Source organism: Paenibacillus sp. FSL H7-0756 (assembly GCF_038006765.1).
Lineage (GTDB): Bacteria > Bacillota > Bacilli > Paenibacillales > Paenibacillaceae > Paenibacillus_AQ.
Map to the genome: position 1 here is coordinate 835,007 of NZ_JBBOVT010000001.1, position 22,676 is coordinate 857,682.

19 protein-coding genes are annotated in these 22,676 nt (G+C 53.4%); 18 read left to right on the forward strand and 1 reads right to left on the reverse strand.

The features are described 5' to 3' along the window. Positions 1-6: 6 nt before the first annotated feature. The 11 genes from NST04_RS03715 (at position 7) to NST04_RS03765 (ending at position 13,686) form a co-directional block, all read left to right on the forward strand. Positions 7-2,010, forward strand: a complete 2,004-nt coding sequence (locus tag NST04_RS03715) for a DHH family phosphoesterase (protein ID WP_341183189.1) — start codon at positions 7-9, stop codon at positions 2,008-2,010. Then, positions 2,007-2,453: a 50S ribosomal protein L9 gene (gene rplI, locus NST04_RS03720; RefSeq protein WP_341183190.1), complete on the forward strand. Its 447-nt coding sequence runs from the start codon at positions 2,007-2,009 to the stop codon at positions 2,451-2,453. The genes NST04_RS03715 and rplI overlap by 4 nt, the downstream gene beginning before the upstream one ends. 1 nt (position 2,454) lies before the next feature. After that, on the forward strand, positions 2,455-3,816 hold the full coding sequence (gene dnaB, locus NST04_RS03725) for a replicative DNA helicase (protein WP_036699821.1): 1,362 nt from the start codon (positions 2,455-2,457) through the stop codon (positions 3,814-3,816). A gap of 216 nt (positions 3,817-4,032) precedes the next feature. After that, positions 4,033-5,319, forward strand: a complete 1,287-nt coding sequence (locus NST04_RS03730; RefSeq protein ID WP_341183191.1) for an adenylosuccinate synthase — start codon at positions 4,033-4,035, stop codon at positions 5,317-5,319. A 208-nt stretch (positions 5,320-5,527) separates the two neighbouring features. Then, on the forward strand, positions 5,528-6,211 hold the full coding sequence (locus NST04_RS03735) for a hypothetical protein (protein WP_341183192.1): 684 nt from the start codon (positions 5,528-5,530) through the stop codon (positions 6,209-6,211). Positions 6,212-6,465: 254 nt separating this feature from the next. Further along, positions 6,466-8,019 (forward strand): M23 family metallopeptidase, encoded by a 1,554-nt coding sequence (locus tag NST04_RS03740; RefSeq protein ID WP_341183193.1) that lies wholly within the window; start codon positions 6,466-6,468, stop codon positions 8,017-8,019. A 203-nt stretch (positions 8,020-8,222) separates the two neighbouring features. Further along, positions 8,223-8,954, forward strand: a complete 732-nt coding sequence (gene yycF, locus NST04_RS03745; RefSeq protein ID WP_036699813.1) for a response regulator YycF — start codon at positions 8,223-8,225, stop codon at positions 8,952-8,954. After that, on the forward strand, positions 8,954-10,786 hold the full coding sequence (walK, locus tag NST04_RS03750; protein ID WP_341183194.1) for a cell wall metabolism sensor histidine kinase WalK: 1,833 nt from the start codon (positions 8,954-8,956) through the stop codon (positions 10,784-10,786). Before yycF ends, walK begins: the two co-directional genes overlap by 1 nt. Beyond that, positions 10,783-12,075, forward strand: a complete 1,293-nt coding sequence (locus NST04_RS03755) for a YycH family regulatory protein (RefSeq protein WP_341183195.1) — start codon at positions 10,783-10,785, stop codon at positions 12,073-12,075. The genes walK and NST04_RS03755 overlap by 4 nt, the downstream gene beginning before the upstream one ends. 47 nt (positions 12,076-12,122) lie before the next feature. Beyond that, positions 12,123-12,863 (forward strand): two-component system regulatory protein YycI, encoded by a 741-nt coding sequence (gene yycI / locus NST04_RS03760; protein ID WP_341183196.1) that lies wholly within the window; start codon positions 12,123-12,125, stop codon positions 12,861-12,863. A gap of 16 nt (positions 12,864-12,879) precedes the next feature. Beyond that, positions 12,880-13,686, forward strand: a complete 807-nt coding sequence (locus NST04_RS03765; RefSeq protein WP_036699804.1) for an MBL fold metallo-hydrolase — start codon at positions 12,880-12,882, stop codon at positions 13,684-13,686. On the opposite strand, the gene NST04_RS03770 is transcribed toward NST04_RS03765, so the two are convergent. After that, positions 13,655-13,861 (reverse strand): hypothetical protein, encoded by a 207-nt coding sequence (locus NST04_RS03770; RefSeq protein ID WP_209879260.1) that lies wholly within the window; start codon positions 13,859-13,861, stop codon positions 13,655-13,657. The genes NST04_RS03765 and NST04_RS03770 overlap by 32 nt on opposite strands. 356 nt (positions 13,862-14,217) lie before the next feature. Between NST04_RS03770 and NST04_RS03775 the strand changes: the two genes are divergently transcribed. The 7 genes from NST04_RS03775 (at position 14,218) to cydC (ending at position 22,575) form a co-directional block, all read left to right on the forward strand. Continuing rightward, on the forward strand, positions 14,218-15,465 hold the full coding sequence (locus NST04_RS03775; protein WP_341183197.1) for a S1C family serine protease: 1,248 nt from the start codon (positions 14,218-14,220) through the stop codon (positions 15,463-15,465). A gap of 393 nt (positions 15,466-15,858) precedes the next feature. Then, the gene (locus tag NST04_RS03780) at positions 15,859-16,059 is read left to right on the forward strand and encodes a cold-shock protein (protein WP_019914582.1); all 201 of its coding nucleotides are present in this window, start codon (positions 15,859-15,861) and stop codon (positions 16,057-16,059) included. A gap of 90 nt (positions 16,060-16,149) precedes the next feature. Next, entirely contained in the window at positions 16,150-16,380 is a 231-nt protein-coding gene (locus NST04_RS03785) for a cold-shock protein (RefSeq protein ID WP_036699797.1), read from the forward strand. A 224-nt stretch (positions 16,381-16,604) separates the two neighbouring features. After that, positions 16,605-17,993: a cytochrome ubiquinol oxidase subunit I gene (locus tag NST04_RS03790; RefSeq protein ID WP_340995130.1), complete on the forward strand. Its 1,389-nt coding sequence runs from the start codon at positions 16,605-16,607 to the stop codon at positions 17,991-17,993. Positions 17,994-17,996: 3 nt separating this feature from the next. After that, on the forward strand, positions 17,997-19,010 hold the full coding sequence (gene cydB / locus NST04_RS03795) for a cytochrome d ubiquinol oxidase subunit II (protein ID WP_341183198.1): 1,014 nt from the start codon (positions 17,997-17,999) through the stop codon (positions 19,008-19,010). Further along, positions 19,010-20,779, forward strand: a complete 1,770-nt coding sequence (gene cydD / locus NST04_RS03800; protein ID WP_341183199.1) for a thiol reductant ABC exporter subunit CydD — start codon at positions 19,010-19,012, stop codon at positions 20,777-20,779. Before cydB ends, cydD begins: the two co-directional genes overlap by 1 nt. Then, complete coding sequence (cydC, locus tag NST04_RS03805; protein ID WP_341183200.1) at positions 20,776-22,575, forward strand: thiol reductant ABC exporter subunit CydC; 1,800 nt, start codon at positions 20,776-20,778, stop codon at positions 22,573-22,575. The genes cydD and cydC overlap by 4 nt, the downstream gene beginning before the upstream one ends. Positions 22,576-22,676: the final 101 nt, after the last annotated feature.

Here is a 22,676-nt window from a genome sequence, read left to right on the forward strand (position 1 = left end):
GGGCTCATGCCAAAATTTCTGCAAAGACGCTGGCACGGCTATCATACCGTGTGGGCGTTCTTACTGCTGCTGGTCCTGATTATAGTAGTCAGTATCTATAACTGGGTCCTCGGTGTTGCCAGTCTCTTCCTGGCCGGCACATTGTGTTTCACCATGCTGCAGGCCGAGCTGTCGTTCCGCCGCAACCTTGTAGATTATATCAACGGCCTGTCCTTCCGCATCAAGCGGGTGGAGGGGGAGGCTGTAAGCATGCTTCCGCTCGGGATTATCCTGTACAGTGAGGGCCGGGCAGTGGAATGGCATAACCGGAATGCCGGCCAGATCTTCTCCCGCAAGTCGCTTGTCGGTGAAGATATGCAGGAGCTGATGCCTGAGGTTATGGCTTCTCTGCAGAACCTGCCTTCCAAGCGGGAACCGGTTAAGGACGGGGTACTGAAGGAGCACCGCCATGAGCTTACGGTCGATGACCGTTATTATGAGGTGGTGGTGATTCCAAGCGAGCGGCTGCTGTATTTATTCGATATTACCGAGCTTGTTGTGCTGCGTGAGCGGTATGAGGAAGAGAAGCTGGCGATTGGAATTGTCATGATGGATAATCTGGATGAAGCCGCCCAGGGGATGGATGATCAGCAGCGTACTTCGCTGATCGCGAAGGTAGCCAGTGAGATTACCGAGTGGAGCAAGCAATTCGAGGTCTATCTGCGCCGTTTGTCTTCCGAGCGGTACCTGATGCTGCTGAATCACCGCAGCCTTCAGGCCCTGGAGGAGAGCAGGTTCGTGGTGCTGGACGAGGTCCGTGAGATGACGGCCGACCTCAAGGTGCCGATGACGCTGAGCATAGGCCTTGCCTACGGCTCGGAATCGGCCAGTGAGCTGGGAGCGCTTGCCCAGTCGAGTCTGGACATGGCACTTGGCAGAGGCGGGGACCAGGCCGCTGTGAAGGCGGGCCAGCGGCTCTCCTTCTACGGCGGCAAGACCAATGCCGCCGAGAAACGCACCCGCGTCCGGGCGCGGGTGATCGCCCACGCCCTGCGGGATCTGATGCAGGAAAGCGACCGGGTGCTGATTATGGGGCACCGGATACCGGATATTGATGCTGTGGGAGCGGCGATTGGTCTGCTTAAGGCGGCACAGATGTACAATGTGGAAGCCAGCATTGTGATGGAGACGCCGAATCCTTCGATTACCCGGATGATGGAGGAGATCCGCAAGGATGAGGCGCTCTACAAGACCTTCATCACGCCAGAGCAGGCTCTCCAGATGATGACGGAGCATACGCTGCTGATTGTTGTGGATACCCACAAGGCTTCCATGACTATGGAGCCGCGGCTGGTACAATACGCCAGCCGGATTGTGGTGGTGGACCATCACCGCCGGGGTGAGGAGTTCATCAATGACGCTGTGCTCGTGTATCTGGAGCCGTATGCGTCATCGACTTGTGAGCTTGTGACAGAGCTGCTGCAGTACATTCATGACAAGATTAAGCTCAGTCCGCTGGAGGCCACGATGCTGCTGGCCGGGATCACGGTCGATACGAAGCATTTCGCGCTGCATACAGGGTCGCGGACCTTCGAGGCTGCCGGGTTCCTGCGCCGGGTCGGGGCGGATACGATTCTCATTCAGCGTATGCTGAAGGAGGATCTGCAGGAGTACATCTCGAAGGCGGAGATCATCAAGCATGCGCGTATGGTGTATGACCAGATCGCGCTGGTGGTCACACAGCCCGGGATGAAGATCCCGCAGCTGCTGATCGCCCAGACGGCGGATACGCTGCTGGGGATGACGAATGTGGTTGCCTCCTTCGTCATCAGTGAGCGTCCTGACGGTCTGATCGGCATCAGCGCCCGTTCTCTGGGACGGATGAATGTGCAGGTAGTCATGGAGAAGCTGGGCGGCGGCGGACATCTGTCCAACGCGGCCGTACAGCTTGAAGGAACAACCAAAGAAGCGGAAGCCAGACTGCTCGCAGTGCTGGCCGAAATTGAAGCGAAAGAGGGGTTATTTGAATGAAGGTCATATTCTTGAAGGATGTTAAGGGTCAAGGCAAGAAGGGGCAGGTTAAAGAGGTGTCGGAGGGCTATGCAGCCAATTTCCTGCTGCCGCGCGGGCTGGTTCGTCCGGCTACAGACGGCAATGTGAAGACACTGGAGAACCAGGCGGCCGCCGAACAGCGCCGCAAGGACCAGGAGAAGGAGGAAGCGGTACAGCTGGGCAAGAAGCTGGATGAGCTGACCCTGACCCTGAAGGCCAAAGCAGGTGAAGGCGGCCGTCTCTTCGGCGCTATCACCAGCAAGCAGATCGGCGAGACCCTGGCAGCTACTCAGGGGATCGTAATCGACAAGCGCAAAATTGAGCTGAGCGATTCGATCCGCCATGTAGGCACGTTCCAGGTAACGGTAAAGCTGCATACTGAAGTAAAGGCTAACCTCACGGTTCAGGTAACGGAGGAGTAGGATGGGTGGAGATCTCTTTTTCGATCGGGTTCCCCCGCAGAATCTGGAGGCAGAACAGGCCGTACTGGGTGCTGTTCTACTATCAGATGAAGCGCTAATTACCGCGATGGAGCGGGTGAATACCGAAGACTTCTACGACAAACCGCATCAGATGATATTTGAGGCGATGGTGCAGCTCGGAGAAGAGAGCCAGCCGATTGACCTGATTACATTGACTTCCCGGCTCCAGGATAAGGGGGAGCTTGAGGATATCGGCGGGGTCAGCTATCTGGCAAAGCTGGCGCATGCGGTGCCGACTGCGGCCAACGTCGATTATTACGCCCAGATTATTGAAGAAAAGGCGATGCTGCGGCGGCTGATCCGCACAGCAACGCAGATTGTCAGCGAAGGCTATACCGGCGGCGAAGATGTGGGCATTATGCTGAGTGACGCCGAGCGGCGAATTCTGGAGATTTCGAACCGCCGCAGCGGCAGCGGGTTCATTGCCATCCGCGATGTGCTGATGCAGGTATTCGACCGGGTGGAGCTGCTCCATCAGAATAAAGGCGGAACCTCGGGGATTCCCACCGGGTTCGTTGACCTGGACCATATGACAAACGGCTTCCAGCGCAATGACTTAATTATTGTGGCGGCCCGTCCATCCGTCGGGAAGACGGCCTTCGCCCTGAATATCGCGCAGAATGTGGCGGTGCGGGCGAAGGAGACAGTAGCCATCTTCAGTCTGGAAATGTCGGCCCCCCAGCTGGTTCAACGTATGATCTGCGCTGAGGCGAATCTGGATGCCAATATTATGCGTACCGGTGATTTCAAGAGTGATGATGACTGGTCCAAGCTCACGATGGGTATCCAGTCGTTGTCCGAGTCCGAAATCTATATTGACGACACCCCAGGCATTACGGTGACCGATATCCGGGCGAAATGCCGCCGGCTGAAGAAGGAGAAGGGACTCGGAATGATTGTCATCGACTACTTGCAGCTGATCCAGGGCCGGGGCAAGGCCGGGGAGAACCGCCAGCAGGAGGTATCGGAAATCTCCCGTACCCTGAAGCAGATTGCCCGTGAGCTTGACGTTCCCGTCATTGCCCTGTCCCAGCTCAGCCGCGGTGTGGAGCAGCGCCAGGACAAACGGCCGATGATGAGTGACCTTCGTGAATCAGGCTCTATCGAGCAGGATGCGGATATCGTAGCGTTCCTGTACCGTGATGATTATTACAATCAGGATACCGAGAAGAAGAATATTATCGAAATTATTATTGCCAAGCAGCGTAACGGTCCGGTAGGGACGGTAGAGCTTGTATTCCTCAAGAACTTCAACAAGTTCGTCAACTACGAGCGGGCCCATGCAGAACCATTTGCAGGTTAGGCAAATTTCGCACAATACACGAACGATCGCACATTCCAGTCTGTGATCGTTCGTTTTTATTTGACTTTAAAAAGTGCCGCTGTTACACTGATTATTGTGCTTTGGCGGCCTGCCCGCCTGGTGTCCGGAGGGCTGCGTACAAGATGAAGCGCGTACAGAGCCCCTATGATAAGCGGAAAAATAATGGTGCTTGCTAGCACCTACGGAGGAATGTACATGTCAACGGTAGTCGTCGTGGGAACACAATGGGGAGACGAAGGCAAAGGCAAGATCACGGATTTTCTGGCGGAAAGTGCAGATGTGGTCGCCCGGTATCAAGGGGGTAACAATGCCGGTCACACGATTCTGATTGACGGAAAGAAGTTCAAGCTGAGCTTGATTCCATCTGGTGTATTTTATAAAGAGAAGACTTGTGTTATCGGCAACGGAATGGTTATCAACCCGGAAGCGCTGATCCAAGAAATTAATTATATTCATGACAATGGCTTTGATACGAAGAACCTGGTAATCAGTGATCGTGCGCATGTCATTATGCCTTATCATATGGTGCTGGATGCACTTGAGGAAGACCGCAAAGGACCGAACAAAATCGGTACCACACGCAAGGGAATCGGCCCGTGCTACATGGATAAGGCTGCCCGTAACGGCATCCGGATTGCTGATCTGATGGACGCTGAGGAATTCGAGCTGAGACTTCGTCCACTGATGGAAGAGAAGAATCAGGTGATCACTCAGGTATACGGTGCTGAGCCGCTGAATGTGGAAGAGATTCTGACCAAATATCTGGAGTATGCAGAAGTGCTGCGCGGCTATGTAACTGACACTTCGGTGGTGCTGAATGATGCGATTGATGCGGAATCCAGAGTATTGTTCGAAGGCGCACAGGGCGTTATGCTGGATATCGACCAAGGAACTTATCCGTTCGTAACTTCATCGAATCCTTCAGCTGGCGGAGTCTGCATTGGCTCTGGCGTAGGCCCGTCCAAGATCAAGCAGGTTATTGGTGTGGCTAAGTCTTATACTACCCGCGTCGGCGACGGTCCGTTCCCTACAGAGCTGAACGATGCGACCGGTGATTATATCCGCGAGACCGGCCATGAGTACGGAACAGTAACCGGACGCGCCCGCCGCGTAGGCTGGTTCGACAGTGTAGTGGTGCGTCACGCCCGCCGCGTCAGCGGAATCACCGGCCTGTCGCTGAACTCGCTGGACGTTCTGAGCGGTCTTGAGACTGTGAAGATCTGCACCGGCTACAAGTACCGTGGAGACATTATCACACATTACCCGGCTAGCCTAAAAATGCTGGCAGAATGTGAAGCAGTCTACGAGGAGCTTCCAGGCTGGAGTGAGGACATCACTGGGGCGAAGACGCTGGAGGATCTGCCGGCCAACACACGCAAATACGTGGAACGTGTATCGGAGCTGACCGGGATTCCGATCTCGATCTTCTCTGTAGGCCGCAACCGTGAACAGACTAATCAAGTGCTGCCAATCTATATCTAGACCGAAGCAGAACTAAATAGATACGTATAGGAGCAGGGGCCTCGGTGAGGCTCCTGTTTCTGTGTGTCCAGATGATTTTTCAGCAGGGAAACAGCTTTTCTATGCTTCGGTGACGTTTCCCGGGCGTTGTTCTAGTCAATACTGTGAGAATGGGATCAATAGCGAACTGATTCTTCAGAGGTTGAATAGAGCAGGGTGCAAGGGAGAGATGATGGTGAAAATAGTGAAGCGTGCGCTGAGCGTCTGCCTGATTGTGGTGTTGGCGAGCGGCCTGTCCATGCTGACAACGGCCTATGTGGTGAATACGTATATCCAGTCGGTGCTGGCCAGCTTCGATATCAAGCTGGACGGGCCAGGGCCGGGAATCGGCGGCTTCGTGAAGAGTCTGACCGGTATGGGCGGCAGCGGGGGGGCCCCCAAGGAAAATTCCAAAGCGGCCTCAAGCGAGACTAAAAGCTCCACCAAGGAGGCTGATGCGGGCAAGACGGACGGGGAGAAGAAGAATGGCAGCGGCGGGAAATCCGGGAATAATCAAGAGAAAACGGTGGACGAGACGGTGCCGGACAACGCGCTGCCTGTGATGGGGCAAGCGGAGGCAGGAGAAGAACAAAGTGAGCAAGGGCTGGACCAGAATCTGGTGATGACGCCGGAGGCAATGAATGACCTGAAGGAGAATCTGCCCGCTAATGCCAAATCCAATATCTTCAATATTCTCATGAACAAGCTCCCGCAGGAGGAGATGATTAAGATCTCCGCTGCCCTGGAAGGCGGCTTGACAGAGAGCGAAGTTACGGAACTGCAGGGTATCATTGCGAAGTACGTTGATGAGGATGAATATAAGACGCTGATGAAAATGCTTACACCAGATAGTGGAGAGCCGAATCAGAATTAATAATTGTCACTTTTTGGACACGGGACCACCGTTTAAAACGCATATTTTGGGAAAAAACCCGCGAATTTCGCGGGTTTTGCTATGGGAGCAAAGTTGAAATTTTTCTGCATGCTATGGTACAGTAAAAAAGGACTAATAAGGGTTAATATTTTGTAACCTTTTTCGAAGGCGTCACACAGTCATATTCGTACTCATGCAAATCGGATGCGCGAAGCATATACATTCTTGTTTTTATAGCCGAAAGGGAGAGTTTCATGAAAGGATTTAAGTTTATACGCCGGATGGGGAACCTGCGGAACCGTGCAGAAGCATCCACAGGATCTGGTGCAGCAGGTGAACAAGGTAAGGATGCAATGACTTCGGGGGAACCCCGTGTCTTTCAGCCGGATATGAAATCCCGCCGCCGCCGGCGTTCATGGGTACTGGCTTCTGCCGGTCTCGTTCTGCTGACCACCTTCCTGGTGGGGGCACAGAAGAAGCAGGTGACAGCGAATACAGTAACCTATTATAAGGTGCTGGTGAACGGCGAGGAGATTGGTGCGCTGAACCAGCAGGCGGAGTTGAACAAGCTGTTCGAGGAGAAGAGACGGGAATATCAGCTCAAATATCCTGACTCTGTGATGGTCCTGCAGACCGGCGGTATTACTACCGAGGCCGAGCGGGCTTACAAGCCGGAGGTTAACAGCGAAGCTACACTGGACAAGCTGGATGGTATGCTCAAGGCTTATGCCGTAGGCGTACAATTGGCTGTGGACGGAGAACCGCTGGGAATTGTGAAGGATCAGGAGACGGCGGCGGCAGTGCTTCAGGCCGTTAAGGCGCATTACGCTCCGCAGAATGCGGCAGCTCCGGGTGCGAAGCTGAAGAAGACGGCAGCCAAGGCGGGAGCGGCTGGTTCAGCCGCCAATGATCAGGTGGAGTCAGTCAAGATCCGGGAGGAAGTCAACATCGTTCCGGTGAAGGCAGATCCCAATAAGGTGCTTAGCGTAGAAGAAGCAGTGAAGGTACTCACCGAAGGCAGAGAGGCGCCGCTGCGCTATGCGGTTCAGGAAGGCGACACAGTCTCTGCTATTGCTTCCCGGTTCAACATTACCCAGGCGGAGATTTTCCGCAATAATCCTGAGGTGAAGGAGCTTAGTCTGCAGATTGGGGATGAATTGCAGCTAACGGTGCCGCAGCCTGACCTTACGGTAGTGACCGTAGAACAGGTAACCGAAGAGGTGGTCACGGAGCCTGAGGTGATTATCCGCAAGAGTGACCAGCTGCCGGCAGGCAAGCGGAAGGTAGTCCGTCCCGGACAAACCGGGCTCAAAACGATGAAGTACAGGCTGACCAAAGAGAACGGACAGGTGGTTCAGGAGGAGTGGCTGGGTCAGAGCGTAGTAAAGGCTTCTCTGCCTGAAGTGGTCTATTCTGGTACCAAGGTTGTAGGTGAAGGAACAGGAATGTTCGCCTGGCCGGTTAGCGGAGCGATGATCTCCAGCAGCTACGGCGAGCGATGGGGACGCACACACAAGGGAGTCGATCTGGTATCGGGCAACCGCACGATCAAGGCTGCGGATGCAGGGACGGTCAGCTTCGCCGGTGTGCAGAACGGTTATGGCAATGTGGTGATTGTTGACCATAACAACGGATACGTTACGTACTACGGGCATTTAAGCAGTATCTCGGTCTCAACCGGACAGAAGCTGGGACAGGGAAGTTCCATCGGCATTATGGGCAGCACCGGGCGCTCGACGGGGACGCACCTGCATTTTGAGATCCGCAAGAACGGGACGGCCATCAATCCGATGAAATACCTAAAGTAATGAATGACAGATAGGCTTCCATTCTATAATTCCCTGCCGTCCGGATGATTTCGGGCGGTTTTTGTATCTCACGGAAAGTATCTGAGTTCTCCTCGAAGCTAAAGCCTCACTTTGCGGGGGTAATTTGATGTGACGCCCAGCCAGGTATGTTAAAATAAAGGAATCAGGGTTTCGAGTACCGTTAGAAAGGTGAAGCTGAGCATATGCAAATGGGAACGATTCTGGTAGTGGATGATGAACAACCTATTGCTGATATATTGAAATTCAATCTGGAAAAAGAGGGCTATGAGGTCATCTGCGCCTTCGACGGCAACAGTGCGGTGGAGCTGGCTCTGTCCAAACGCCCCGATCTGATGCTGCTGGATCTCATGCTGCCCGGCAAGGACGGAATGGATGTCTGCCGTGAGGTACGCTCTGCCCATCTGGATATTCCTATCATTATGCTTACCGCGAAGGATGGAGAGATCGATAAAGTGCTGGGTCTTGAGCTCGGTGCGGATGATTATGTGACCAAGCCGTTCAGTACACGTGAGCTGCTGGCCAGAGTTAAGGCCCAAATGCGGCGCCAGCATAAGCCATCGCAGTCGGAAGCGCCGAGTGAAGCGGTGGAGAGCAAGCAGGGGGTCTATCATTTCGGATTATTCATTGATACGGATATGTATATGGTGTACAAGGATAGTGAGCCGCTGGATCTGACGCATCGTGAATATGAGCTGCTCTATTATATGATCCGCCATGCGGGCAAGGTAATGACCCGGGAGCATCTGCTGCAGGCTGTGTGGGGCTTCGAATATTTCGGCGATGTGCGGACAGTGGATGTGACCATCCGCCGGCTCAGAGAAAAAATTGAGGAGAATCCCAGCAAGCCGGAGTATATTCATACCCGGCGCGGACTCGGTTATTTGATGCATAGCCCCAAAAACGGAGGGTTGTAATGAAGGCACTGTCCTTTTTCCGGACGATCCAGGCCAGGCTTATCGTGATCTATGTACTGCTGATTCTGATTGCGATGCAGCTGATCGGCGTATACTTTGTCAGCTCGATGAAGAACTCGCTGACGGATAACTTCACCAAGGACCTGAAGGCCCGGGCCGAAATGCTCTCGATCCTCACCGCTGACAAATTCGGCAGTGAGACGGGCACAGCCGATGAGGAATCGGCTGTGGAGAGCCTGCGCGGCATGGTGAACAATCTGTATATCAATGGCGCAGAAATTCAGGTGCTGGATGCGAGCGGCAAGATTATCACCACCTCGATCCCTTCACAGAATGACTATGTCGGCCAGCGGAACACGCAGACCGTGGTCAGCCGCGCCTTGCAGGGCATCAGCGATAATGAGGAATATATCATCGCTGATGATAATGTGCGCAAAAAGGTAGTAGCGAAGCCGGTAATTTCCGGTGATAAGGTGGTAGGTGCCATCTATATAGCTGCTGATATGAAAGACTTATATGCCACCATGAGCCGGATTAACAGTGTGTTCCTCTCGGGGCTGCTGCTGGCGCTGGCGCTCACGGCAGTGCTGGGAGTTATCCTCGCGCATACGATTACGCATCCGATTAAGGAGATGACCAAGCATGCTACGGCTGTGGCGGAAGGGCGCTTCAACCGGAAGGTTCCCGTGTTCGGCAATGATGAGATTGGCCAGCTGAGCCAGGCCTTCAACTATATGACAGACCGGTTGCGCGAGGCGCTGCTGCAGAACGAAGAGGAGAAGGAGAAGCTGTCCTCCATTCTTGCCAATATGAGTGACGGTGTCGTAGCCACAGATGAGAGCGGCGCGGTGATTCTGATGAATGCACGCGCCGCCTTGATGCTGGGCGCGGAAGGCCCCCTTCCTGCCGGGGCCTCGCTCGGCGGACTGCTAGGGCTGGAGCCTGAGCAGTCCGTCTCGGTGACCCAAGGCATTCCTCAGTCGGCTATGCTTCATCTGTCTCCCATGGGTGGAGAGGACCCCAATATTGTGCGGGTGACCTTCACCCCGATCCAACGCCGTGAAGGCGGACGGATCGCCGGGACGATTGCGGTGCTGCAGGATGTTACGGAGCAGGAGAATCTGGAGGAGTCCCGCCGGGAGTTCGTGGCGAATGTATCGCATGAGCTGCGGACGCCGCTTACGACGATCAAGAGCTATGCGGAGGCGCTGGATGACGGCGCACTCGAAGATCCGCAGCTCGCCGTGAGGTTCGTCGGAGTTATCCGCAACGAGACGGAGCGCATGATCCGGCTGGTTACGGATCTGCTGCATCTGTCGCGGCTCGATTCCAAGGAATCCAGCCTGCGCATTCAGCAGACGGATATCTCCGAGATGCTGGAGGATGTGGCCGACCGCTTCTCCTTCCAGATCCGCCAGAAGCGGATTCATATCAGCACGAGGGTGCGCAAGGATGTCGCTACTGCGTGGCTGGACCGGGACCAGATTGACCAGGTGCTGGGTAATCTGGTCTCCAATGCCCTCAAGTATACGCCGGAAGGCGGGAGTATTCAGCTGGAGGCGCATAAGAACGAGGACGGCATGTTGGCCGTGTCTGTCCGCGACTCCGGGATTGGGATTCCAAAGAAGGATATTGAACGCATCTTTGAACGCTTCTACCGGGTTGATAAGGCGCGTTCGCGGAATATGGGCGGAACAGGTCTGGGCCTATCCATTGCCCGGGAAATTGTCAAAGCCCACGGCGGCTCCATTTCCCTGCAATCAGAGCTGAATGAGGGCTCGCTGGTCACGTTCACGCTGCCTTTGATGAAGCAAAGGGGGAGTGAGGCGTGAAGGAGAGAATCAAGTCATGGATGCTGGTCCTGCTTATACTCGGAAGTCTCGTGGAGAGCTATTATCTGATCTACAGGCTGCCCGGCAGCGACTCGGCAGTGTTGTCGAAGACCTTATATGTGAAGACGGATAATATGGGGCCGAAGGAAAAGGTGGAGAACCTGCTCTACCCCGATAAAATGATTATTCATATGGGCGGAGACAAGCATACACTGTTCTACCCCAGCTCCACTTTCTATAACCTGATTATGAACCGCCTGAAGGGCCGCAGTTTCGAGAGCTTCCAGCGGCGGTCCGTACAGGATTTCGACTGGGACAAGATCCGCAGTGAGAATCCGGGCATTGAGCTGTCGTTCGGGGCAGGCATTCCGGTAACGCTGCTGCAGCGGGTTATGCAGATCTCGTCGGATTCGCTGTTCGAGGGGGAGAGCATTGACCGGATCTGGATCTACAATATCAAAAATGACTCCAAAGCCCATGTTATCTTCTTCAGCACACGCGGGGATATTGTGTACGAGGCGGCTAAGGCTGATCTTACGGTCCAGGATGTGCAGCAGCATGTGGACTTCGGTAAGAATCTGACGCTGTATACAGCCGTAAACGGTGAGTATTATGTCCCTGAGGCGGATGTTCCGCTGGTTAAGGTTGTGATGCCTGCGGGTATGTATACCATTGAGCAAATGCAAAGCAATCTGTTCTTCGATGCAGGCAATACAAGGTATATTCCTGAGAAGGACGGCTCCAAAATCTATACGGACAGCAAACGCAGCCTGCAGGTGGACCAGGAGCAGAACTGGATGAGTTATAGTGATCCTGCAGCACTTCCGGACGGGGACAGCACACCGGCGAAGGATGCACTGGTGGCGGTGGAATTTGTCAATAACCATGGCGGCTGGAACGGAACCTACAGGCTGGCTGCTACGGAGGAGAGCCGGCAGGACCGCAAGGTTTCTTTTCAGCAATATTATGGCGCTTATCCGTCCGGCTCCTATCCGATTATGAGCAATCCGCAGCTTCAGTATGGCGTAATCCATCTGGAGCTCCAGCAGGGAACGGTCTCTTCCTATGAGCGCTCCCTGATGTACACGAATGAGGAAAAGTCTGAAAAGACCATTGTTGAGCTGCCCGGCGGCGAACTGCTGAAGCAGCGGCTGGCGCAGATCGGCAGCTCCTTGCGGATCATTGAGCTTACGCCTGCCTATATGCCTGCGCTGGCCGGGGAGAAGCTGCAGCTTCATCCGGTCTGGCGGGTTACACTCAGTGACGGCAGTGAGCTTACATTGAATTAGGGCGGAGATAAACCAAGCGGACAGGATACGATTCGAGGAGGGACGTTATGGACTGGGGAAGGGCTAAGAGTGTATTGATATATGCCTTTCTGGTGCTGAATCTGCTGCTGTGCTATCAGCTATGGATTGATGTGCGTGATCAGGTCAGCGCTGGACTTGACTTCACTTCCCTGTCTGCTGAGACTAAGGCGGTGATGGAAGAGAAGAACATCAGGCTGCTGTGCCCGATTCCGGCTGGCACTCCACAGCTGCCTGATATCACGTACCGTTATTCGGCCGAAGAGCAGAATGAACTGCCTGTGAAGCTTAAGGAGCCGGTCGACAGCAAGCTGATGTACTCCTCGTTCTCGGAACTTAGCAATCTGCTGAAGGGCCAGATTCCCGACATTGCCAATTACCGGTTCGATTCACAGGAGAGTGAGGTCGGCAAGTTCGTCCTGCATCCGCTGGTGGATAACAAGTGGTCTCTGTTCAGAGTGCGGCTGGAGCTGATCAACAGTGACCAGAAGATTGTGGCCTACCGCTGGCCGAAGATTGAGATCGCAGCAAGCCGGAGCGAGGATCTGCAGAAGGTTCTCCCGGCATCGCAGGCGCTTAGCAGTCTGATCGAGAAGTATTTTCCTGCGGGTGCTGCAGTGAAGGAGATTGAGCTGGGCTATTACGGAGAGTTGTTTAACTCCGAGAGCCAGGTGGCTTCGCCGATGTGGCGGTTCATGCTGGAGGACGGCAGTGCCTATTATATGGATGCGATCAGTGCGGATATTATCAGTCCGAAGACAACAGAGTAGAAGGAGCAGGAGAGATATGGGGATTTCATTTACAGTACTGTCCAGCGGTTCTACCGGGAATGTGACAGTGGTGCGTAACGGCGAGACCACACTTATGATCGACGCGGGTCTGAGTGCGAAGCGGATTGACGAGCTGCTGGCCATGCGTGAGCTGACGGGAGCGGAGCTGGACGGGATTCTTGTGACCCACGAGCATTCGGATCATATTAAGGGGCTGGGCGCGATGGCCCGCAAGTATAATCTTCCGATCTATGCGAATTCGAACACCTGGGGAGCCATAGAGAAGGGGATCGGCAAGATTGAGGAGCATAACAGGGTCATTATGGAGACCGGCCAGCACCGGGATTTCGGCAGCATGCGGGTGGAATCCTTCGCCATCTCCCACGATGCTGCGGAGCCGGTAGCTTACAATTTCTATGACGGCAAGGAGAAGCTGTGTGTAGCGACAGACCTCGGGTATGTCAGCGACAAGGTGAGAACGGCTATATCGGATGCCGATGTGCTTGTGCTGGAGTCGAATCATGATATCGAAATGCTGCGGATGGGGCGTTATCCCTGGAATACGAAGCGGCGGATTCTCGGCGATCTTGGGCATCTGTCCAATGAAGCGGCAGGAGCAGCGCTCAGCGAGATTCTAAGCGGGCGGACCAAGCGCGCCTATCTGGCCCACTTAAGCAGAGACCATAATATGATGGATCTGGCGAAGATGTCCGTGCGCGGGGCGATGGAGGACCGGGGCTGCTTTTACAAAGACAGTGAGTTCAGGCTCTGTGACACCTACTATGACCGGCCTACGCCATGGGATAAGGTGAGCCAGTCATAAGGCGGTCAACCTCGGTAATCTTGTGCTCCAGCTCCTGGCGGGAGAATAGACCTTTATCAATTAACAGCTCAATCATTGCATGCTGGACAAGAATCAGCTGATAATGCTCATCCTTAAGGTCCCCCAGCTTGCCAATGAACTGAACCAGATCCTTACTTGTTGAAAAAGACTCCATAGTCCGGCCCTCCTTGTGAAATAGGTTATAGTGAGGCTGTGAATAATTTACATTTATTTAACATAGAAAACATGTGGGCAGCGCGGCTGCCTGTGATACAATCATATAGAGCGTTCTAATCCTATTGTAGTCTTTTAAGTTGCAAAATATTCCGGATACAAGCTGTTAAACTTTTTAGTAGCTTATTAGAATAATAGACATCCCTTGCGCTTAGAACCCACTGGAATGTGGTGAATAAATCAAGTGAAACCTTTTAGTACTTCGTGAAGTCTAAGAGATATAGCGGTTAAGCTCGGGCGTGGTTGCTTGGCGTTCAGGTCGTGAATGCGGTGGCAATAGAGGGGAGAGAGTATAACATGGGATTATTCGATGATGATTTCTATTCAACCAAGGTGTCACGGCGCAAAAGCGGCAAATCTAAATCAACCGGCGGATATGCTGACGGCAAGTGGGCTGTACGCAAATCGAAGCGGTCGCTGGCAACCTGGCAGATCTCGCTGATCAGCTCTGTCTGCAGTGCTGTAGCGGCTGTGCTGCTGTTCAGTCTGGTAACGGGACAGTTCACCACGGAGAGAGTTCAGGCCCCGGTGGTTATTGATAAGGTGGCTGCGAGCAGTGCAGATCCGTATGACCGGATTATTCAGGCTGCTGCACATATCCGCCCTGCGGTAGTGAGCATCATTAATCATAAAAAAGACAATAAGGAACTTAATATTCTCGATGAATCGGCTCTAGGCTCAGGAGTTATCTATAAGAAGGACGACAATAAGGCCTTTATCATCACGAATAACCATGTCATTGAGGGTGCCGGCAAGCTTGAAGTGGTTACAGTAGACGGTGTGACACACAAGGCGGAGCTGGTGGGTGCCGACAAGGTGAGTGATATTGCTGTGCTCTCCATTGACGGCAAGGGAATCGACCGGATTGCTGAGATTGGGGATTCCTCCAAGCTGCGTCTGGGTGAAACTGTTATTGCCATCGGTAACCCGCTAGGGCTTGGGGATACACTAACTTCCGGCATTGTCAGCTATACAGAGCGGACGATACCGGTGTCACTGAACCAGGACGGTGTGTACGATTGGGAGCAGGAAGTGATCCAGACGGATGCGGCCATTAACGAGGGCAACAGCGGGGGCGCTCTGGTGGATCTGGACGGCAAGGTGATTGGAATCAATACGATGAAGATCTCCGATACGGGGGTAGAGGGATTGGGTTTTGCAATTCCCGCCAATCGTGTAGTAGACACAGCCAATGAGCTTACCTCCAAAGGCCGTATAGCCCGGTCATACCTGGGCGTCTATTCCGTGGATCTGAATAATCCGTATGTTCCGCTGGCCGATGACCAGCGTAAGGAGCTTAATCTTCCGTCTACAGTAACGGATGGGGTTGTGGTTCTGGATGCTGTGGGGCCGGCGAAGGATGCAGGCCTGCAGCTTAACGATGTGATTACCAAGTTCAACGACAAGCCGATTACCTCCACGCTATCGCTGCGCAAATACCTGTACGATCATACCAAGATCGGAGATAAGCTGAAGATCACTTTCTACCGTAATGGTGAAGTGAAGCAGACAACAGTTCAGCTTCTTGAGAAGCCAGAGGAATAAAATTGGAAATGACCGTATATAATAATGAGGCAGTCACGATTACGGAAACAGTTCAAGCCGTCCTTTTCAGGAAAAAAGAAGAGGGCGGGGCTGTTTCAAGAATAAATAAATGGGGTAAATGGTAGCATTGGGTATAAATATTACAATTTAATACGACTGGTAGCCCTTACATTGGGAAGTAGTCCTTATAAGGGAAAAACCGGAGAAATTAGGATAGAACAGCTTGCCTTTGTTATTAAGGTGTGGTAACATGAAATTGTTCTTACATTGATACCTTATTCTCGCATTGAAAAGGGCTGTCAACCAAAGCTACAACCTTTCTCAATGTGTGAATTTTTTCTTTGTCTGAAGATAAAAAGAACATATTAATTTAAATTTGTGGAGGTAACACACATGCAAACAGGTACAGTTAAATGGTTCAACGCAGAAAAAGGATTCGGTTTCATCGAAGTTGAAGGCGGAAGCGACGTATTCGTTCACTTCAGCGCAATCACTGGCGACGGCTTCAAAACTTTGGACGAAGGCCAACGCGTTGAATTCAACGTTGTTCAAGGCAACCGCGGACCACAAGCCGAAAACGTTGTAAAACTGTAATTAATAGAAGATACCGTCCCCGCTTGTGAAAGTTGGGACGGTCTTTTTTTATCATTACTCGCTTGCAACATAAAGGAAGGAGGAACGGCAATGAACTACCGGAAAAAGCCTTTGGAGGAAGTACCGGAAGAAAATACCGCAATTTGGGCCTGTACCAATGAGGATTGTAATGGATGGATGAGGGATAATTTCGCATTTGAACATGCACCTTCCTGCCGTCTCTGTCATTCCCCAATGGTTCGTAGCATGAAGATGCTGCCGCAATTGCTTAATTCAAATGGCGATCTCAAATCGCTTAAGAAAGGTATTTCCATTACCTAAACCAATACCTTTATGAGTCAAGACAACTTATATATGATAGACACATTCAAGACGGTGAATCCGTCTTATTTTTTTTGCTTTTAAATGCAAAATTGTGATATTTGTCACAAATTTATTGTTTTTTATGCCTAAACGGGGCGTATAATGTGATAATTATCACACTTTGAGTGATGGATATTTGACAAAATAGACATAACGAAATGGGGAGAAGGAAGGGGAGAAATATGGATACAGTACTGCTGTCGCGTATACAATTTGCGTCGACGACAATTTTTCATTATTTCTTTGTGCCAGTATCGATCGGACTTGCGCTCATAATTGCCATTATGGAGACCATGTACGTAAGAAAGGGCAATGAAGAGTACAAAAGAATGGCGCAATTCTGGGGGAAGCTATTCCTGATTAACTTCGCAGTAGGTGTAGTAACAGGGATCTTGCAGGAGTTCCAGTTCGGGATGAACTGGTCGGATTATTCGCGCTTCGTCGGTGATGTGTTCGGGGCTCCGCTTGCGATTGAAGCCTTGTTGGCCTTCTTCCTGGAGTCCACATTCATCGGAATCTGGATCTTCGGCTGGGATAAGGTATCCAAGCGGATTCATCTATTATCCATCTGGCTGGTCGCCTTCGGGACGATGCTGTCGGCATTCTGGATTCTGCTGGCTAACTCGTTCATGCAGCATCCGGTCGGCTTTGCAATAAATAACGGTCGGGCTGAAATGAATGATATCTTCGCACTGATTACGAACGGCCAGCTGCTGGTGGAATTTCCGCATACAGTGCTTGCCGCCTACGCTACAGGCGCTTTCCTGGTAACAGGGATCAGTGCTTACAAATTGCTTAAGAAGCAGGACGTTGCCTTTTTCCGGAAATCATTCGAGATTGCAGCCATTGTAGGGGTTATCTCTTCCTTCGGCGTTGCGGTTGCCGGACATGCACAGGCTCAATATCTGGTAGAGACACAGCCCATGAAGATGGCCGCATCCGAAGCGCTGTGGGGTGAGAGCGGCGACCCGGCACCTTGGACGGTATTTGCCAATATCGATGTGAAGAACCAGACCAACAGCAATGAAGTTCAGGTCCCATATCTGCTGAGCTTCCTGTCCTACAGTAAATTCTCCGGTGATGTGAAGGGGATGCTGGAGCTGCAGAAGGAGTATGAAGTAGCCTACGGACCAGGAGATTATATTCCGCCGGTCAAAACAACCTTCTGGAGCTTCCGGATCATGGTTGCTGCCGGCACGCTGATGATGCTGTTCGGGGTATATGCTATCTACCTCATGTGGCGCAAAAAGATGGACAGACCGAATACCTGGTTCATGCGCTTCATGTTCTGGGGACTGCTGCTTCCGCCGATTGCCAACACGGCCGGCTGGATTATGACAGAGATCGGGCGTCAGCCATGGACGGTATTCGGACTTATGACTACAGAAGACAGTGTATCGCCTAATATTACCAGCGGACAGGTGCTGTTCTCGGTGATTTCTTTTACCGCGATCTATGCCATATTAGGTGCAGTGCTGGTAGGCCTGTTCGTCAAAGTGATCAAAAAAGGTCCTTATGCTATGGATAACGAACACGGTGAATCCCACGATCCGTATAACAAGGAGGGCTAACCAATGTCACTTAATGAATTATGGTTTCTGCTGATTGCGGTGCTGTTCGTCGGGTTCTTCTTCCTGGAAGGCTTCGACTTCGGTGTAGGGATGGAGACGCAGATTCTGGCCAAGAATGATACGGAGCGCCGGATACTGATCAATTCGATCGGGCCGTTCTGGGATGCGAATGAGGTATGGCTGATTACGGGTGCCGGTGCAATGTTCGCGGCCTTCCCGCATTGGTATGCTACGCTGTTCAGCGGCTTCTATATTCCGTTTGTATTTGCCCTGCTGGCGTTGATCGCCCGTGGTGTCGCCTTCGAATTCAGAGGCAAACGCGATTCCAAGGCTTGGCAGAAAACATGGGATGTCTGCATCTTCTTCGGCAGCTTCCTGCCGCCGTTCCTGCTCGCCGTGGTATTCGCCAGCTTCATCAAGGGCTTGCCGATTGACAAGGATATGCAGATGTATGCCGGATTCTTCGATATCGTTAATGCGTATACGGTGGTTGCTGGGATTACAGTTGTTCTGCTGTGTCTGGTACACGGGCTGATGTTCACTACGCTCCGCACGCTTGGAGATCTGCAGGAACGGGCACGCAAGCTGGCCCAGAAGCTGCTGATTCCACTGGCGGCGCTGCTGGTAGCCTTCGTTGTGATGACTTATACTATGACAGATATCTTCGATAAACGCGGAACGCTGCTATGGATTGTAGTTGTTCTGGGTGTAGCCGCTTATCTGCTGGCCGGATATTTCATGACTAAGAAGAAGGACGGCTATGCCTTCGGGATGACTGGTGCTGTGATGGCCTTGTCTGTTGCTTCGATCTTCATCGGATTGTTCCCGCGGGTTATGATCAGCTCGCTGGATCAGGCGTTCAACCTGACGATTACGAATGCGGCCTCAGGCCAATATTCGCTGAAGGTGATGACAATTGTCGCGCTGACTCTGCTGCCGTTCGTGCTGGGCTATCAGATCTGGAGTTATTTCATCTTCCACAAACGGGTTCATGAGAAGGAGCATCTTGAATACTAATGGATAAAAATTTGCTTGGGTACAAAGGAGTTAAGCCTGTCTTCCTGCTGGTTGGCTTCCTAACCCTGGTGCAAAGCTTCTCCATTCTTCTGCTGGCGAAGTCGCTGGCAGAAGCTGTCTCTGCGCTGTTTGCGGGAGAACCGCTGAAGGAACAAGGGGCTAGAGCGCTCTTGTTCCTTCTTGCGTTTCTTGTGCGTCATGCCTGTGCTATGCTGATGAGCCGGGCGGCGTACCGCTTCGCGGAAGCGACCGGCAGCAGCATGCGGAGACAGATGATGGACAAGCTGTTCCAGCTGGGACCAAGGCTGGCTGGCGACCGGGGGACCGGAAATATGGTCACATTAGTGCTTGAAGGAGTAACGAAGTTCCGCGCGTACCTGGAGCTGATTATTCCACGGATGGTCGGTATGGCGGTAACACCCGCTCTGCTGCTTATCTATGTGTTCACCCTGGATACGTCCAGCGGTGTCATTCTTACCTTAACGATGCCGATCATTATTGTATTCATGATCCTGATCGGGATGACGGCCCGCAAGCAGATGGACCGTCAGCTGAAGTCTTACCGTACCTTATCGAATCACTTTGTGGATTCGCTGCGCGGTCTGGAGACGCTGAAATTCCTTGGACGAAGCCGCAGCCACAGTGAGAGTATCGCCAAGGTCAGTGACCGCTACCGTTCAGCAACTATGCGTACGCTGCGAGTCGCCTTCCTGTCCTCGTTCGCACTGGATTTCTTCACCATGCTGTCTGTTGCTTCGGTAGCGGTAAGCCTGGGTCTGCGTCTGGTCAATGAGCAGATGACGCTGGTTACCGGACTGACGATCCTGATTCTCGCCCCGGAATATTTTCTGCCGGTACGGCTGGTAGGTGCAGACTTCCATGCCACACTGGATGGTAAGGAGGCCGGTGAAGCGATGAAGAGCATTATTGACCGTGAGACGGTCCAGGCGAAGCTGCTGGAGCCGGGTGGGCAGAAGGAGATGGCGGGCCAGAGCGGAGCTTGGTCAGGCGAATTTTTCACGTGGAACAATAACAGCCACCTGAAGCTTGACGGGGTAGGCGTGACCTATGAAGCGGACGGAGTGCCGTCACTCGAAGCTGTTGATCTTGAATTCAGCGGGCATCGCAAGATTGGTATTATCGGAGAGAGCGGAGCAGGCAAGTCTACACTGGTAGACATTCTGGGCGGCTTCCTTCATCCAACCTCCGGAACCCTTACGATCAATGGAACCCCGGTCAGTGCGCTGACCGATGAGGGTTGGCGGAAGCAGACGGCTTATATTCCGCAGCGCCCGTATATCTTCAGCGGTACGCTGGCTGATAATGTCCGGTTCTATTATCCTGAGGCTTCGCAGGAGGCTGTGGAAGCGGCCTTGTCCGCTGCGGGACTTGCGAAGTTGGTGCCTTCGCTGCCGGAAGGTCTGAACGAGATGATCGGCGGCGGCGGCCGTTCGCTCAGCGGCGGGCAGGAGCAGCGTGTGGCTCTGGCCCGCGCCCTGCTGAGCAGCCGCCCTATCATGCTGCTGGATGAGCCGACGGCCCATCTGGACATCGAGACCGAATATGAGCTGAAGGAGACGATGCTGCCGCTGTTCGAGGACAAGCTGGTATTCCTGGCTACACACCGCCTGCACTGGATGATCGACATGGATCTGATTGTCGTTATGCAGCAGGGACGGGTGGCTGAAATAGGCACACACGGCGAGCTGACTGCGCGGAAGGGCGCTTATTATGAGCTTATTCAAAGTCAATTGGAGGGAATCCATTGAAACGTGAAGGATGGTTTGCTCCCTATTACTCTGCCTACTTCTGGCGGTTCGTGTTAATCATCTTGCTGGGCGCTCTGACTATCCTCTCTGCGTCCTCGCTGATGTATACTTCAGGCTTCTTGATCTCGAAGGCCTCGATTCCGCCGGAAAATATACTGATGATCTATGTCCCTATTGTCGGTGTGCGCACCTTCGGGACCAGCCGGGCTGTTATCCACTATGTGGAGCGGCTTGTGGGACATGACACGATACTGCGCATTCTGTCGAAGATGCGGGTCCGGCTGTACCATATGCTGGAGCCGCAGGCGCTGTTCTTGTCCTCACGCTTCCGTACCGGGGATATTCTCGGTATGCTTGCCGATGATATCGAATATTTGCAGAATGTCTATCTGCGTACGGTCTTTCCGAGTATTATCGCGCTATTGATCTATGCAGCGGCGATGATTGCGCTCGGGACGTTCGATGTGGTCTTTGCTCTGCTTATGGGACTCTATATGCTGGTGCTGGTTGTCGTATTACCTCTGATCTCCCTCCTGCTGACCCAGAAGCGTCAGCGTCAGGTGAAGCAGGAGCGCAACCGGCTGTATCAAAAGCTGACAGATGCTGTGCTCGGACTAGGTGACTGGGTCATCAGCGGACGGCAGAGCCAGTTCGTCGATACGTATGAAGCGGACGAGCAGGCAGTTGCCCGCATAGACGGTTCGCTGCGGCGCTGGGCACGGCTGCGTATGTTCATCGGGCAGGCGGTTGTTGGCCTGGCCGTGTTGTCTCTGTTATACTGGGCGGCTGGACAGTATGCCGAGGGGGCGATTGCCGGAACGCTGATTGCAGCGTTCGTGCTGGTGGTCTTCCCGGTGGCGGATGCTTTCCTGCCCGTATCCGAGGCTGTGGAGAAAATTCCGCAATACCGGAATTCACTGGAGCGGCTGGAGGGTGTGGAGCCCCCGGCGGAGGGTGCACTCTCTGAGGCGGAAAAAGGCAGGAATGCCGAAGCTGCGGCTCAGGCTGGTGCTGCTGCCGAGGCTGCCAAGGCCAGCGGACAGGTTCAGATTGAACTGAAGTCGGCGGGCTACCGCTATGCGGCGGGCGACGACTTCTCTGTTCAGGGGCTCGACCTTGCGCTGCCGCAGGGACGGAAGGTTGCAGTTATCGGCCGCAGCGGAGCCGGTAAATCGACACTGCTCAAGCTGGTGCAGGGCGTGATTGCGCCCACCATCGGCTCCGTGACGATTAACGGGATCGATGCTGCGGCTTACGGTGAGCGGATTCCGCAGCTCATCGCGGTGCTGAACCAGAGCCCGCATCTGTTCGACACGACGGTGGCGAACAATATCCGGCTCGGGGACCCGGGGGCTTCGGAGGCAGCGGTCCAGCAGGCGGCAGCCCTGGCGAAGCTGGATACGCTGATCTCTTCGCTGCCGGAGGGCTATGATACTCCGGTACGCGAGGCGGGGCAGCGCTTCTCCGGCGGAGAGCGCCAGCGGATCGCCCTGGCCCGGATTCTGCTGCAGAATACGCCGGTCGTCGTGCTGGATGAGCCGACCGTTGGCCTGGACCCGCGCACGGAGCGCGAGCTGCTGGCCACGATGTTCGAGGCGATGGCCGGCAAGACGCTGATCTGGGTCACGCATCATCTGGTCGGCGCTGAGCAGATGGACGAGGTTATCTTCATGGAGAATGGTCAGGTGGAGATGCGCGGCACTCATGCCGAGCTGATGGAGCAGCAGCCGCGTTACCGCAAGCTCTATGAGCTGGACCGGCCGGGCCAGTATTTGAAGGAAGTGCCTGGTAATTAAGGATAGGTTCACATAGATTGAGTCTAGTAGGAATAGTGAGCAAAGAAGCCCTCTCCGCCCGGTTTCGGGTAAAGAGGGCTTCTTTGCTTGCGGGGTAGCAG

Bases quoted from the DNA above. Each gene is read 5' to 3' on its own strand.
- NST04_RS03740 (WP_341183193.1), top strand. From the start codon at position 6,466: ATGAAAGGATTTAAGTTTATACGCCGGATGGGGAACCTGCGGAACCGT.
- NST04_RS03775 (WP_341183197.1), top strand. From the start codon at position 14,218: ATGGGATTATTCGATGATGATTTCTATTCAACCAAGGTGTCACGGCGC.
- NST04_RS03780 (WP_019914582.1), top strand. From the start codon at position 15,859: ATGCAAACAGGTACAGTTAAATGGTTCAACGCAGAAAAAGGATTCGGT.
- cydD (WP_341183199.1), top strand. From the start codon at position 19,010: ATGGATAAAAATTTGCTTGGGTACAAAGGAGTTAAGCCTGTCTTCCTG.
- dnaB (WP_036699821.1), top strand. From the start codon at position 2,455: ATGGGTGGAGATCTCTTTTTCGATCGGGTTCCCCCGCAGAATCTGGAG.
- NST04_RS03770 (WP_209879260.1), bottom strand. From the start codon at position 13,861: ATGGAGTCTTTTTCAACAAGTAAGGATCTGGTTCAGTTCATTGGCAAG.
- yycF (WP_036699813.1), top strand. From the start codon at position 8,223: ATGCAAATGGGAACGATTCTGGTAGTGGATGATGAACAACCTATTGCT.
- NST04_RS03785 (WP_036699797.1), top strand. From the start codon at position 16,150: ATGAACTACCGGAAAAAGCCTTTGGAGGAAGTACCGGAAGAAAATACC.
- NST04_RS03735 (WP_341183192.1), top strand. From the start codon at position 5,528: ATGATGGTGAAAATAGTGAAGCGTGCGCTGAGCGTCTGCCTGATTGTG.
- NST04_RS03765 (WP_036699804.1), top strand. From the start codon at position 12,880: ATGGGGATTTCATTTACAGTACTGTCCAGCGGTTCTACCGGGAATGTG.
- walK (WP_341183194.1), top strand. From the start codon at position 8,954: ATGAAGGCACTGTCCTTTTTCCGGACGATCCAGGCCAGGCTTATCGTG.
- NST04_RS03790 (WP_340995130.1), top strand. From the start codon at position 16,605: ATGGATACAGTACTGCTGTCGCGTATACAATTTGCGTCGACGACAATT.
- NST04_RS03715 (WP_341183189.1), top strand. From the start codon at position 7: ATGCCAAAATTTCTGCAAAGACGCTGGCACGGCTATCATACCGTGTGG.
- rplI (WP_341183190.1), top strand. From the start codon at position 2,007: ATGAAGGTCATATTCTTGAAGGATGTTAAGGGTCAAGGCAAGAAGGGG.
- cydB (WP_341183198.1), top strand. From the start codon at position 17,997: ATGTCACTTAATGAATTATGGTTTCTGCTGATTGCGGTGCTGTTCGTC.
- NST04_RS03730 (WP_341183191.1), top strand. From the start codon at position 4,033: ATGTCAACGGTAGTCGTCGTGGGAACACAATGGGGAGACGAAGGCAAA.
- yycI (WP_341183196.1), top strand. From the start codon at position 12,123: ATGGACTGGGGAAGGGCTAAGAGTGTATTGATATATGCCTTTCTGGTG.